The following is a 14164-nucleotide window of genomic DNA, read 5'->3' as shown; positions in this document are numbered from 1 at the left end:
ATTAAAACTAGGTTAAAATCATACTATTCTTAACGAACAGAAAGTGATTGGGGGTGGTATGTAGGTGTTTCGTCACTATTGGTTTGACATTGCCCGTATACCTGACAGGTCTTGGTTTAAGGCTGACGACCTTAATTATAACTAGCTTTTCTCCCATACTTGAGATCGTATACTACAGATAAGTGTTAACAGTTATTAAAAAGTTACCTACTCTGTTTAAGTTTAAATCGGACCTTTAAATAAACGAAAGCACCCAGACACGAACAAGATGAAGGCTTGAACTATTTTCATACCTGTCAATCTTAATGCGTACCATATAGAAGTAAACACGACGGAATAGATCCTCGCTACTGGCTCCATAAAGGACAACAACTTCCGTATTGACGGTCCGGCTTGTGGGTAGAAACCGAATAACGTCGCTTGTTAGTCAGAATGACTCCTGTGGGCAATAATAGCAGACATATTGTGACTTAAATGGGTAGTTATTTTATAAAATGTTACTATATTTACCCTTATTAATAGTTATAATCCGTAGCTGGTAGCCAATTCATGTCCGTTCGTGTTCTTTGCCTCCTGTGGGTAGTCCTAGGGTTCGCCCAGCCAAGTGAAGCACAGTCGCCAACCAGTCGATTTACTTACCTGACCACCAACCAGGGACTTTCTCAAAATAATGTCACCTGCATCTTGAAGGACCGAAGGGGCTTCATGTGGTTCGGCACACGCGATGGGCTCAATAAATTTGATGGGTATACCTACACCTTATATCGAAATGATCCCCTGAATCCTACTAGCCTCAGCCATAGCCATGTTCATGCCCTGCTGGAAGATAAACAGGGCCGCTTGTGGGTGGGCACTGATGATGGGGGACTTAATCTATTTGATGCCCGTACGGAAACGTTTACCCATTACAAGCATACCCCTGGTCGACCAAACAGTCTGGCCCATAACCGGGTCTTGGCCATTGCCCAGGATGCCAGGGGCTTTTTTTGGGTAGGCACGGGGGGCGGGGGGCTGGATCGGTTTGATAGCCGACAAAAAACGTTTACCCATTTTACCCATCAGCCCCAACGGCCCGGTAGTCTAAGCCATAATCAGGTAAAGTCAGTCTATATTGATCAAAAAGGCGTCATTTGGGTAGGTACCCTAGGGGGCGGTTTAAACAAACTGAATCCATCGACGGCCTCGTTTACGCATTACATCCATAATCCCGCTGATCCGCACTCTCTCAGCCAAAATCGGGTAACCAGCTGTTTGGAAGATTCGCAGGGCCGCTTCTGGGTGGGCACCGAAAGTGGATTAAACCTGCTTGACCGGCTAACGGGCCATTTCACCCCCTTTGTACAGAGCAATAGTTTGCTGAGTCATAATGATGTGAAAGCCCTGGCTGAAGACGATACCCATACCCTCTGGATCGGCACCCAAAATGGGGGCATCAGTCTGCTACACCCCGATGGAACGTTTTCCTTCTATACCTACCAGGTCGATAATAACCGGGGGCTTAATAGTGGTTCTATCTATTGCCTGTATCGGGACACCATTGGCACCATGTGGATTGGTACCTATTCAGGGGGCGTCAATAAACTCGATGCCATCTCGATAAAATTTGACCTTTACCAGCGCACTCGCACGAATGCCAATAAGCTGAGCAATAACAACATCCTGGCAGTGCTAGAGGATAAACAGGGTGATTTGTGGCTGGGTACCGATGGGGGCGGAATCAACGTAATCCCCAAAGGACAGACAGTTTTTAAGGCTTACCAGGATACCAGCCGGTTTGCCGCTTCGATGAGCCGCAACTTTGTGATTACCCTGTACGAAGACCGGGATAAACAGATCTGGACGGGTAATTATAAAGGAGGGCTCACCCGGTTCAACCGGGTCAAAAATACCTTTGAGTCGAAAGGGAATTTAAGTCCCCTGAGCATTAGTGCCATTCTAGAGGCCCGCAATGGCATTCTGTGGTTGGGCACCTTCGAAGAGGGCTTGATTCGCTACGACAAAGCGACGGGTTTGGTAAGCCGGTACCCCGCCCGGCCCGGGCAAGCGGGTCAACTCAACTACCACACCATCACGGCTCTGTGGGAAGATCGAAGGGGAAACATCTGGATAGGTACCGATGGGGGGGGTATAAATGTGTTCCATCTGGCTCAGCACACCTTTACCCAGTATATGCAGGACAACAAAAATCCTGGCAGTCTGAGCAGTAATCAGGTCAATACGCTGTTTGAAAGCACTTCCCATCAACTCTGGGTAGGTACGAGTGGCGGCTTGAACCGCTTTGATGCCCGTACTCAAACGTTTACCGCGTACCGGCAGCGGGATGGGCTAACAAACGAAGTGATTCAGGGAATTCTGGAAGATAAGCGGGGTCGACTGTGGCTGAGCACCGATAAAGGGCTAAGTTCATTCGATCCGCGCACTCGCTTCATTCGGAACTATGATGCCGGTGATGGCCTGCAGGAAAGCTCCTTTAACCGGGGAGCCTGTTATAAAAGTCTCAGTGGACAACTATTTTTTGGCGGCTTAAGCGGACTTAACAGTTTTTACCCTGACAGCCTGCGGGACAATCCGGTCATTCCACCGGTCTATCTTACCGACTTTCAGTTGTTCAATCAATCAGTTCGGGTAGGCGATGGGCAGTCCGTGCTGACCAAGCCCATCAGCGACACGCGGGACATTACGCTCTCCTATCAGCAATCGGTGCTCTCATTCGGGTTTGCGGCTTTGAATTACACCGTACCGGAAAAGAATCAATATGCGTATAAACTGGAAGGTTTCGATCAGCACTGGATCCGGTCGGGTACTCAGCGCCGGGCTACCTATACCAATCTGGATCCGGGCGACTATGTATTCCGGGTGAAAGGGGCCAATAATGACGGAGTCTGGAATCAAACCGGTACGTTTGTCAGGCTGCATATTATTCCACCGGTTTGGCAAACAACCTGGTTTGAAAGTATGGTGTTTTTTGTTATACTGGGTAGTTTGTACGCCCTGTACCGGTTGCGGGTCAGGCATATCCAGGCGAGGCAAATAGCCTTACAAAACCAGCTGAACGAGCAAACCCGCCAGGCGACCCAGCAAAAACAAACCGAACTTGTTCTCCAGCAATCATTACAACGAGAGAAAGAACTCAATCAACTAAAGTCGCAGTTTGTGGCCACGGCCTCGCACGAGTTCCGAACCCCGCTGGCCACCATCCAGTCCAGTGTCGACCTGGTTAAGCTTTACCTGAACTTGCCCGGGGCCCCTGCGCAGGCCTCTGCCTACCGGCACCTGGATGTCATCGAAAGGGAGATTTATCAGTTCAATGACCTACTAACCGATATCTTAACGATCGGCACGATTGAGGCCGGCAAAGTCACCTTTATCGCCTGCCCGATTGATTTCATAGCCCTTTGCGACCGGGTGATAGCGACTCATTTTAGTAATCGTAGCGATCAGCGTTGTGTTGAACAACAGCTTGAAGGCGTCCCTTATAGTCTTGTGGTGGACGAAAAATTAATGAGCCATGTCCTGGTGAACCTGTTGTCGAATGCCTTTAAGTTTTCCCTCCATTCTCCCCCCATTCTGCGGCTTTGCTTCAAGCCTGACAGCCTACTGATTCAGGTAATCGATGCGGGCATTGGCATCCCCGCCAATGAGTTATCAACCTTGTTTCAGGCTTTTTCCCGGGCTAGTAATACGAATGGGATACAGGGTACGGGTTTAGGGTTAGTCATTGTGCGGCAGTTCATTGACCTCCACGGGGGGCAGCTGCACGTAGAGAGCCAGGAGAAAGTAGGAACAACTTTCAGTGTTACATTGCCCCATTCTCAGGAAAACGAATGATCAAAAGCCAGTACAGGTGAAGGCTTATTATTAGCCTCGATTAGTAGAATGCCCCCTATAGGACTGATAGCGTTTGACAGATAGTGAAATTTGCAAGTTGCCTCCGGTCTGAATCGGACGTTTTTTTCTACCTGCTTAAGAAAGCAGAGGCCCCGTAAGCCCCTGCCTTCTGTCCCCATCGCTGATGGTTACTGCAAATACCAATTCGTGCTATGCCCATCCAAGCCCGCCCGTACCTGTTCCACAAACTGTAAGGCGTTGACCGACCGATCCAGAAACGTGTCAATATAACTGGACTTGTTCGCACCGGTAAACAGGTTGTAGAGCCGCCACAGGTTGATACTGCCGTTGGCTTCCCGGCAGAAACTCTCATCTCGATAGTATTCCTTGCAAACGGCACCTAACTGGGTATCCCCAAATAGTAAAGTCGGTATAGTCAGCTTGGCTGGACTGGGTAAATGCTGGTACATCCGGCACCGGCCCAACAATAAGGCAAACTGCTGTTCCGAAAGGGTGTAATTCGGTAAACACTCTACACGGTGAAGCAGGTTGTCCTGATTATAAGCCCGGAGCATCATGTAGATGGCCATGTGTAACTGATCCAGGTTCTTCACCCGCAGATCGCTCATATAGCCATCCGTCCACACACACATATTGGTGCATACCTTATTCTGAAACCCAATGAACACTTTGAAGTGCTCATCGGCACCCTTTCGGTTATAAAGGTTATCCAGGTTGTAAGCTTTTATGCCGCCGATGGTCAGCGACAGCGTATTACCGCCCACCGTGGCCTGAATGGATGGTATTTCGACGGCGAAGATCATCCGTTCGTAGTAGAGTGTTTTTTCCGAATCCTGCAGCTGGCTGGCCGGTTTGTTTTTCGCTTCGGGAATACGACCCTTGATGGGGTGTGATACCCGAACCTGAGGATACAGGATGTGCTCACCCCGAAAAACATCCGTAATGGCATCCACCGTGGCACCAATAAAGTCGCTCTGGCTAATGAGGGGTTCGTTATCCTTGACAAACACTGGAATCAGGTGCTCATGGCGTACTTCATCCAGGGTCGTGATGATGGTGTTGGCTTCGATAAAGGCCTTCGAAGGGGATGACTGTTCCAGGATCGGACGGCTGGGTGCTGGAAGAATCTCGACAGCGTAAGTAAGTGGTTGCATACTGGTTGATTGGTTAAACGGGTTGTACTTGGACAGGAACGAGTAAGAGTTGATGCTTACGCCGTTCAAAACTGGGTTTGAGCAACACTTGGTAGGCTGTCTGCTGGTGGAACAGCTCGACCAAGTCAGGGATTGTGGCACATTGCTCAATTTGGTGCTGGACCTCTTCGCTGGTGGTGGTATTAATCTGGCACCATTGGCGAATATGGCCGCCCACGGTCTCGTCTAGTTGAAAAGGCAGTTGGTCCATATACAGCCGGGTGCGATCTTTACTGGTGGTGGCAAAGTGACGAATATCTAGGTCGAAGCATATTGAGAACTCGTACTCGTTGCCATCGCGCTGAATGCCCTTTAAACCCACCTTCTCGGGCACGATTTTGCCGTTGCGGTCAGTGAGCACATAATCGGTTTTGGTACGCACGGTGGCGATGATATGAGCCGAGGAGCAAAGCATGCGATACAGGAACGCACTGTGGCGGGGTGACACCTTGCTCCAGTTGATAAAGGAGTTGCCGGGCAGCTTTGACTGGTAATCCAAGAGCGACTCCCATTCGTGCGAAATGGAGTCCAGGATAATTACCTGCATGCCCGCTTTCTCACAAATTGACATAGCCTGAATATAATCTTCGGGGCAGTAGGGGGCATTCATGTGTAACACCTGATAAGGCCCCAGTTCGGCATATAGATCAGCGCTCCGATTCTCTGAGTCGATGATGGCGATTTGATCCCACCGCCCGTTGGTCAAGCCCAGGGCGACCCGTAAAGCCCCCAATGTTTTCCCCGACCCTGATGGTCCTTGCAGACATAGACGCATTCGGGTCTGGGTTCGATTCGCTTTTTGTAGATGCATACCTCGTAGTTTAGAATGTTCTGACTCCTGGGGAACTGTGGGAGTTTGCTGAACGAGGGTACGAGTGATGCGGTTTTTTCCAGGCATGGCTTACCTCAAAAGCGTACTCGGTTAACTCTACGGCAGTTACCGTTTGGGGGGTTAACTCGAAGCGATTTATCTGAAAGACGGGGGGGGGGTAAGGGTAGCTAACTGGTAGACCGGGGGAGGGGACGTAGGCGGTATGCACACGGGAAAGCACAGAGGGAAATCTGCCCAAAATTTTTATCATTTTTTTGAGAATCCCCGGTCACGCCGAATGGGCCCCTATGAGCTGAAAAAAGTTGATACCGTTAGATTATAGCCATGTATTAGGTATTACATAGGCACAGTGATTTGACCAGGGCATAATCCGTTTGAATAATAAGAGGACGGTGGTATACACTCGTACGCGCATGCCTTACCAGTTTAACGATATCCCGTTCGAAGAACAGGAAGCACACCTGGATTTGTCAAAATCGGTTCATCGTTTCGATCCTAGTTAACTGTTACCAGTTGTAGAGCCGGACAAAGTTGTGTGGTGGGTGTTGTTATTTTGAGGTTTGAGCACGGATTTTAGCAACTCATTGATCGCAAATGTGATTATAGCCATTAATGCCAGAGTTGCTATAGCTATTCCAAGGATTATCGTCTGTGAGCTGATGAGTGTACCGAAATAGGTATCGCCTTAACTATTTAGGGGACAATCTCTCTTACATACGCACCAGGTACATGGTGGCTTCTGCTGCATCATAATTAAGATCAACAGTTATAATCATTGTAGATTTCGGTCAGGAGACAAACTTATTTCGTTTTTCCAATAGCAGACTTAGGTTCGCAGCGATCCCACATGCCGGTACGTGTTTATGAGCACGCCCGTGGACGTAACCTTCGTGCTGACCAAAGCCAGTTCGCATGGGTCGGCACTGTCCGAAAAAAAGCGTTTACCCCGGCCTAGCAAGACCGGATAGACTAGCAACACAACTTCGTCGACCAATCCATGGTTGAGCAACGTGGACGTCAGCGTTGAACTTCCCCAGACGATCAGATCAGGGCCGTCCGTTGACTTTAGGCTACGAATACTCTTAATGGGATCCGCACCTAAGTCCTCGACCGGGGCCCATTCGAGACTGTCCGGCCTATGGGTCACTACGAATTTGGTTGCCCCATTCAGACTATTCGCTATCGGACTATTGTCGGCTTTAGGCCAGTAGTCAGCCCATATATCGTAAGTACGTCGGCCAAGTAGCAGATCGAAGCGGCTTCCCTGTGCCTCCACGACGGCCTCTAACCCGGCTGAACTTCGATAGGGTGCCGTCCAATCGCCATACTCGAAATCTTCGCCGTCTTCATGCTGGATTACACCGTCCAGTGAGATATGTTCCATGACTCTGATCTTTCTCATTTCGGTTGCTATCCGTTTGATGTTTGCACAAAGTTAAAACGGACAAGGTACCTACATGGGGGGCAATCGAGACAATATGAGGGCTTCTTTGTGACCTTTTGCAAGGGGCCCAAATGGTAGTATATACTCGCGAATGAGTGCGTAAAGGGTGGAGAAACTTTTTAAACCATACATCACCCACGTAGCACAGGGTGTGTAAGAGACGTTATACCTTTATTCACTAGCAGGGCTTTCTTATAAAAATTGGATTCACCCAATGATGACTAAAATTGGAACGCTGACGGTTGACCGTTGCCATGACACAGATTGGACGGATTTGTGCTGATAAAACCTGTTTTATACTGTCGTTGTTGCCGTGAAAATCCGTTCAACCTGTATCATCAGTCGGGACCGCCCTATGATTTGCTGTCTTTTTATTAGAAAACCCTTATTTATTATCTGCTTCCAGTTTCACAAGTACTTCATACGGAAGAGCCATGGTCCGGTATCAACGACGGTTTTTTGCCGGGAGTTGCCGAATTTCCATCTCTTCAATACGACTGGCCTGCTGAGTAATCAACTGGTTGTGCTGCTGGTCTTGCTGCTTCAGATCACCTAGCTCTTGCTTCATAGCAATGAGATAGAGAGTCAATTCTTCTATTTTTTCCAGCAGTTTGGCATTGAGTTGAGCCGCATCTATGCCCGTAGCGATCATCTCCTGTGCCGAAGGTACACCTGGCAAGTGCTGATGCGTTTGGACATAGCTTGCTATTTCCGATAAAGGTGGCAGGCGATACCCGGCCCCAAACACCTTATCCGACCAATCTTCGACCCGCTCTACCTGTACCCGATACCGGCTCAGTACAACACCGCCCTGACTGTCGACACTCAGAAACCGATCGGTGGTGGCCACCGCCGGGCTTTGGTCGGTGAGGCTCTCCAGTCGAATTCCTGATTCATTCGCCTGGGCGCTGCGGATGTGGAGCCGTGCCGTGGGAGCCGATGTGCCGATGCCAACATTGGCCTGATGTCCCAGCACCACCGCATCACTGACGGCCACCGTAGCTCCGTAGCCAATGGCCGTTGCATGATGCAGCGGGTGTTGGGCATCAGGCGAAAGTACATCCGTCTGGTTGCCCAGAAGCGTGTTTTGGTTGCCCTGATCGTGCTGGCCGGTATTGAAACCCAGGTAGACGTTGTCATCACTGTTGACCGAGACCGGCCCGGCTTTGTTGCCAATAATGGTGTTGCGGGAGCCGGTGGAGATATTGCGCCCGGCGTTGACCCCGAAGAAGGTATTGCCTTGGCCGGTGGTGTTCTGATAGCCTGCTCGGTAGCCGACAAAGGTGTTCGAATCGGCCAGAGCGTTGAAGCCAGTTTGGAAACCTAGATAGGTGTTCAGCGTATTGGTCGTGTTGGCAAAGCCAGCTTTGGAACCTACAAAGAGGTTACCGGAAGCCGTATTGTTAATGCCCGCTGAATCGCCCAGCATGACGTTATTCTTACCTGTTTGATTTAAATTAGCTGCCCGAACTCCCAGAGCCACATTATTATAGCCCGTCGTGTTATTCTTACCCGCCTCATAGCCCAGAAAGGCATTGAAAGACCCTGTCGTGTTTAGTAGGCCCGCATAAGTGCCCATAAAGGCATTGTAAGACCCCGTCGTGTTAAAATAGCCCGCCAGAAAGCCCATAAAGGCATTGCTATTGCCTGTCGTGTTGTAATTGCCCGCACTAGTGCCAATGAAGGCATTGCCGGACCCCGTCGTGTTAAATATGCCCGCCTCATAGCCCATAAAGGCATTGCTATTGCCTGTCGTGTTACTATTGCCTGCACTAGTGCCAATGAAGGCATTATTAGACCCCGTCGTGTTACTATAGCCCGCATTATAGCCCATAAAGGCATTGCTATTGCCCGTCGTGTTACTGTTGCCCGCACTAGTGCCAATGAAGACATTGTTAAACCCCGTCGTATTAAAAAAGCCCGTCATATTGCCCATAAAGGCATTGTTATTGCCCGTCGTGTTCCTATAGCCCGCCATATTGCCTATAAAGGCATTGCCGAACCCCGTCGTGTTAAAATAGCCCGCCTGAAAGCCCATAAAGGCATTATTAGACCCCGTCGTGTTACTATAGCCCGCATAATTGCCAATGAAGGCATTACCATTGCCCGTCGTGTTGAAATTGCCCGCACTAGCGCCCAGAAAGGCATTGTTAGACCCCGTCGTGTTTAGTCGGCCCGCCATATTGCCCATAAAGGCATTGCCGGACCCCGTCGTGTTGAAATTGCCCGCCAGACTGCCAATGAAGGCATTGCCGGACCCCGTCGTGTTAAAAAAGCCCGCCTGATAGCCCATAAAGGCATTGCTATTGCCCGTCGTGTTACCATAGCCCGCCTGTAAGCCCAGAAAGGCATTGTTAGACCCCGTCGTGTTTAGTCGGCCCGCCTGATAGCCCAGAAAGGCGTTGCCGGACCCCGTCGTGTTAAAATAGCCCGCCTCATAGCCCAGAAAGGCATTATTATACCCCGTCGTGTTACTATAGCCCGCAAATGGCCCCACTAAGATATTGTAGGTGCCAGGTGTGGCGGAGTTGGCCGTGTTAGCCACGTAGTTGGTTTGTGCCAATAGGGGATTGCTCAGACGTGATAAATATACTAGCCCCAAGGCAACATATTTGTAGCGAAAATGCATAGAGAATACGTTAAAACGGATTTAGACGGGCAGGATAGTCGGCCAGTCAACTCGACGGTCAAAGAGAGTAGCCAGAGCACCCCGGTTGGGTGGACTAAAGGTACCTTTTTCCTCAGCAACGTAATGTCAGATTGGGGAAATGTGTCATCGAATTTGGGACATTGAGGTGTATAGGGTCTATTTTGGAACAATAAACCTGAAGGTGTGATAAATGAAGCCGTTGCTCTCAGCCTCGAATTAGTTATTAAAGTACACTACCTCCTAATCATCAACTATCCTCGCACTCAAAAGTCAGTTCATTAGGCTTCCGACAAGCTAAAAAATTTGATAGGCCTGACAGTATCTCTTAATATTCGGATTACGGCTCTCAGCAGGACTATCTTATAAAACCATTTGCTGGGTCAAAACTTGAATTAGCGTAGTGAATTTATCGGCAAACGTATCAATCTGAGCTGCCATATTCTTGACGTTCATACTTTCCAACAAATTCGTAACCAGCGTACGTAGGCTACCTAGTAGACGATTTACTGCTGCTTTGCCAGTCCGTAAGCCGTCTTCCGACAGACTGACATCCCGTTTGTGATGTATCACCCCGACGCCCCGCAACGGCGGCCCGGCAATGACCCCGTATCGCATTAAATAACTCATCAGCCTGCGCCTGATTCGTAGGAGTATGGTTGCTCACATAGTAACTGACTTCCTTACTCATAAGGCCCGATATCTCCCGGCTCCGCACCACACAAAGTAGGGTACACATTCCACTTTTTTGCCAGCGAACAGCCGCCGATGACGCATTCATCTTGAAACAACGGCACCGGCGTTGCTCAACTCGCCCGTGTTGCTTGGTCTTAGCATCAACCCGTTCATAATTAGCTACACTGAACAAATCTGTCAGGGTACCTGTGCGATACAGATGAGGCTGATTAGGCTTTAGTACCACCACATATCGCCCTCCTCCCGTATGAATTAGGTCTAGCGTCGAGGGGATCAAATGCAGGGCGTCCAACGTAAGTTCCTGGTGGGCCAGGTGTTGAGTTTCTATCAGCGTAGCCACAGCAGGCCGTTCACTTTCTTTGGCCCCACAATAATAAGCCTGAGCGACGACTTGATGGATTTGGAGATAAAGTGCCGAGACGAGTACTTGCCTACGGGTGTGACCGAGTTGAATGCTGCCACACAGTTCTTTTCCATCAAGGAAAAACCCTCGTTTTTGGGCCTAGTCGAGGTTAACACCACACCACTCAAAGAGGGGATGAGCGAAGCACAATCCGTTAACTTTAGCCAGTAGGATGGGGAGTTGAACGCGTGAAATGGATTTATGATCAGCAAGTCGGGTTGCTTCGAGCAAGCTCTTAAAGTGGTTTACCATATGCCGGTGAAGTTGGGATAAGTTGCCATCTCGTCCGCAACACAGGATGGCAAAGAGTCCTGTCGGTACTAAGGCCAGCGACTGTCGTTTACCCCGGTTGTCACGCATATCGAGGCATTCACTAGTAAGTAGCTACGCCTGGACTCGCTAACGCCACTATAGCCATTAAGGCCACAGCCGCCACACCTGCTTTTAGGCTTAGTTTATAGTTGATTCACACAGAAGCCATCAGTTATTTACTGAATGTGCTTACTGGACGCTGATGAGACATGACCACTTCTCCTTCCTGCCTACTATTCTATCCTCGAAGCAACCTTGTTACACTGTGCCCCGTACGCTGATGTATGTATCGAAATAGGTATTGCTTCTACCCTTTCGGTTACAACCTCTCTCATAGACGAACCAGATGCATGGTGGCACATATTGCATCATAAGCCGTATAGTAAATTTCATAACTATTCTACTCGCATAAGTTCTACAACATCTTTCCAGAATCCGCAGTGTAATTCCAGAATGGCTTTTACTTTTTCGTGATTATCTATTAATAATATAATGATGTTTAATGCAAACATTTCGGCCTTGGTTTAACCGTAGTGGAAAGCTCTACATAATGCACTTAACCTCTACATAATGTACTGATCTACAATATTTTAATTCGGTATATTGGATTCGGGGGTGCCTTTTATCTTATGTGAAGGTTTGATACTTTCACGGCGTACACACATTAATCTATAACATGTTAACGAAAAAAAGCCGTGAAGCGATTATCCGGTCGATTAAAGAGGAAAAGAAGAACACTGGAAAGACAAACGTTCAGATTGCCCTGGAATATGGTATCAGCGTGCGGACATTATATGAATATTTGAAATGTGATACTAACGTTTTAGAGGTACCCGAAAAAGAACAGTTAAAGATACGCGTGAAGCAACTGGAGGTACACGTAGAGCAGTTAGAAGCACGAATTAAGTTATTACAGGCATTCAAAGAAGACATATATCTATGTATAAATATGATTAATAGATCAATTCAACATCATGAAAAACTAAAAGAGCATTTGCGCTAAACCCAGTTAAGCTTACCAAAATTAGAATGTTAACTATCTGGATCATTCAGGCGAAAGGGGGGTGGCAATATAAATTATAACGCTGGGTTCGTCTAAACAATAACGCTCTGGTTAAAACAGCGAACATCACGACAATGCTTATCTACAGTCAAAACGGAACTGTCCAATGCGTTATGAACAGTGATACGACAGCGTACATTGGCTCTCTTAGACAAAAACGCCCGATCCAGAAATTAGTCTGTTCGGGCGTTTCACTAGTCGTACATTAATACGGATTACTAAAAATAGCGTCATGGCCGTAGTGGCGCAATGGCTTTTTGGCTGCAAGGCTCACAGGCAACTAGAAGCACAATCACCTGTGAACATTACGCAACCTTCAAGGTAAAGCTTTTAAGCGACTAAGCTTAACGCCACTGTAGCCACAGTCGCCATACCTGTTTTTCTATATTCACCACGACCCATCTGTTCTAGCATACCCGTACCACGAAACCCACTGATCCATCGGGTTTTCGTACGTTCTGCTATACCTAGTTCGTTTGCGGTAAGAGTGGCTTCCCCCATCTCGAAGTGCGTGGGTAAAGCTGCCCAAAAAGCTGTTCGTTTGGTGTTTTCAAAACGCACATTCATTGCCTGTGGCATCGCTTTGAACAGAGAAAGACTCATTTGAAAGGATTGTTCGGTTAGCAGTAGTGCCAAATCAAAGTCCTCGTCTTTGCAATCCCAATCACTGACCAAATCTCCAATGTCGTCTGTATCTGGGTTTATACGGCGAAAGAAAGAGAGCGTCATGGCCATTCGAATAACCATTAGCGCATGTCGCCGGGCAATACCTACAGAGTAGTCACCACCCGTCAAATAGCTGGCTGCTTGGTTCCCCTCCCCGAACTTGTCGAGTACATCCCAATGAGACTCTGTGAAAGTCACCTCAGCCTGTAGATTCTGAGCTTGTTGCCATATCGTGAAAAACCGTTCTGACCATTCTTCATAATGATCATCTAACGGTTTTGCACCGGCTTTGGGCTTAACGCTACGCCACTTAATACTAGCATTATTTCGCAGAAACATAAACCTTGAGAAAAGCCCGTCCTGATTACCATTGAAGATCGACAAAACCTGATTGTCGGTACCCGAAATCACCAGAGCTACTTTCGGTGTATCAATCTCAATTAGCTCATCATTTGTCTTTCGAGCGAGCGAAATACGTTCATGGTGGTACGCCTGTCGTAAAGTAGTACTCATCAACCGACCATGATCACTTTTAAAAGCACCGGCCAAGACATCGGCTTCGGTTTCCAGTATCACCGTCGGATAGGGAGCATTGTCGGCTATTTGCTGAATCAACTTTGAACTGGTGATATTGCCTGGCACCAGTAGCTGACTCCGTTTTGGTTTACTTGGCAGCTTAATTAACTCATCTGATGTCAGCGTGGCCCGGTACTCTTCCATTCTGTGCTGGTATGTAGCAAAGTCGGCCTTGTGCGTCTCGCTGAGATGTTTATTAATTCGTTCTAAAAGTTTACCTCCTAAGCTAACAACACCTTTCCCTCCGGCCGGTGGACATATCACGAATAGCATGAGCATGTTATAAATCCGGCGTCGGTCATAGGTCGCCCATACATTGGGAATCAACCCACCAGCGACGACAAGAGTGGTCATCAAAGCCGTCATAAATTCGCTGTCATCTTCGTGGGGAGCTAGTAATCGGCGAAGGATTTCAGGTAGCTTCGCTCTAACCGCTGACATATCATTACCGTTTATTGTCGGAGTAAATTCTTCGGGAGAATT

9 protein-coding genes are annotated in these 14164 nt (G+C 48.3%); 2 read left to right on the top strand and 7 right to left on the bottom strand.

Translation table 11 applies throughout. The annotated features are described in order from the left end of the window. The first annotated feature begins 549 nt into the window (after window positions 1-549). Window positions 550-3828 carry a ligand-binding sensor domain-containing protein gene (locus tag CWM47_RS24110; RefSeq protein WP_100990726.1) on the top strand — a complete coding sequence of 1093 codons (3279 nt, stop codon included), beginning with the start codon at window positions 550-552 and terminating at the stop codon, window positions 3826-3828. 188 nt (window positions 3829-4016) lie between these two features. Here CWM47_RS24110 and CWM47_RS24105 read toward each other — a convergent pair whose 3' ends face one another. The 6 genes from CWM47_RS24105 to CWM47_RS38300 form a co-directional block, all read right to left on the bottom strand. Further along, window positions 4017-5003, bottom strand: a complete 987-nt coding sequence (locus CWM47_RS24105; protein WP_100990725.1) for a DUF3871 family protein — start codon at window positions 5001-5003, stop codon at window positions 4017-4019. Window positions 5004-5016: 13 nt separating this feature from the next. Continuing rightward, window positions 5017-5853, bottom strand: coding sequence for an AAA family ATPase (locus CWM47_RS24100; RefSeq protein WP_240625415.1), 837 nt, complete (start codon window positions 5851-5853; stop codon window positions 5017-5019). Window positions 5854-6700: 847 nt separating this feature from the next. Beyond that, a complete protein-coding gene (locus CWM47_RS24095; RefSeq protein WP_100990724.1) occupies window positions 6701-7276 on the bottom strand; it encodes a dihydrofolate reductase family protein in 576 nt (191 codons plus the stop codon). A gap of 487 nt (window positions 7277-7763) precedes the next feature. Further along, window positions 7764-9947, bottom strand: a complete 2184-nt coding sequence (locus tag CWM47_RS24090; RefSeq protein ID WP_100990723.1) for a beta strand repeat-containing protein — start codon at window positions 9945-9947, stop codon at window positions 7764-7766. A gap of 508 nt (window positions 9948-10455) precedes the next feature. Continuing rightward, complete coding sequence (locus tag CWM47_RS38305) at window positions 10456-11115, bottom strand: ISAs1 family transposase (protein WP_240625975.1); 660 nt, start codon at window positions 11113-11115, stop codon at window positions 10456-10458. 48 nt (window positions 11116-11163) lie between these two features. Continuing rightward, window positions 11164-11424, bottom strand: coding sequence for a hypothetical protein (locus CWM47_RS38300; RefSeq protein ID WP_157816059.1), 261 nt, complete (start codon window positions 11422-11424; stop codon window positions 11164-11166). Between the two features lie 628 nt (window positions 11425-12052). Here CWM47_RS38300 and CWM47_RS24075 point away from each other — a divergent pair. After that, complete coding sequence (locus CWM47_RS24075) at window positions 12053-12379, top strand: hypothetical protein (protein WP_100990720.1); 327 nt, start codon at window positions 12053-12055, stop codon at window positions 12377-12379. 390 nt (window positions 12380-12769) lie between these two features. Here CWM47_RS24075 and CWM47_RS24070 read toward each other — a convergent pair whose 3' ends face one another. After that, window positions 12770-14122 (bottom strand): DUF3987 domain-containing protein, encoded by a 1353-nt coding sequence (locus CWM47_RS24070; protein WP_157816058.1) that lies wholly within the window; start codon window positions 14120-14122, stop codon window positions 12770-12772. Between the last annotated feature and the right edge of the window lie 42 nt (window positions 14123-14164).

It is taken from the genome of Spirosoma pollinicola (genome assembly GCF_002831565.1).
Lineage (GTDB): Bacteria > Bacteroidota > Bacteroidia > Cytophagales > Spirosomataceae > Spirosoma > Spirosoma pollinicola.
This window is presented reverse-complemented; position numbering and strand designations above follow the sequence as displayed.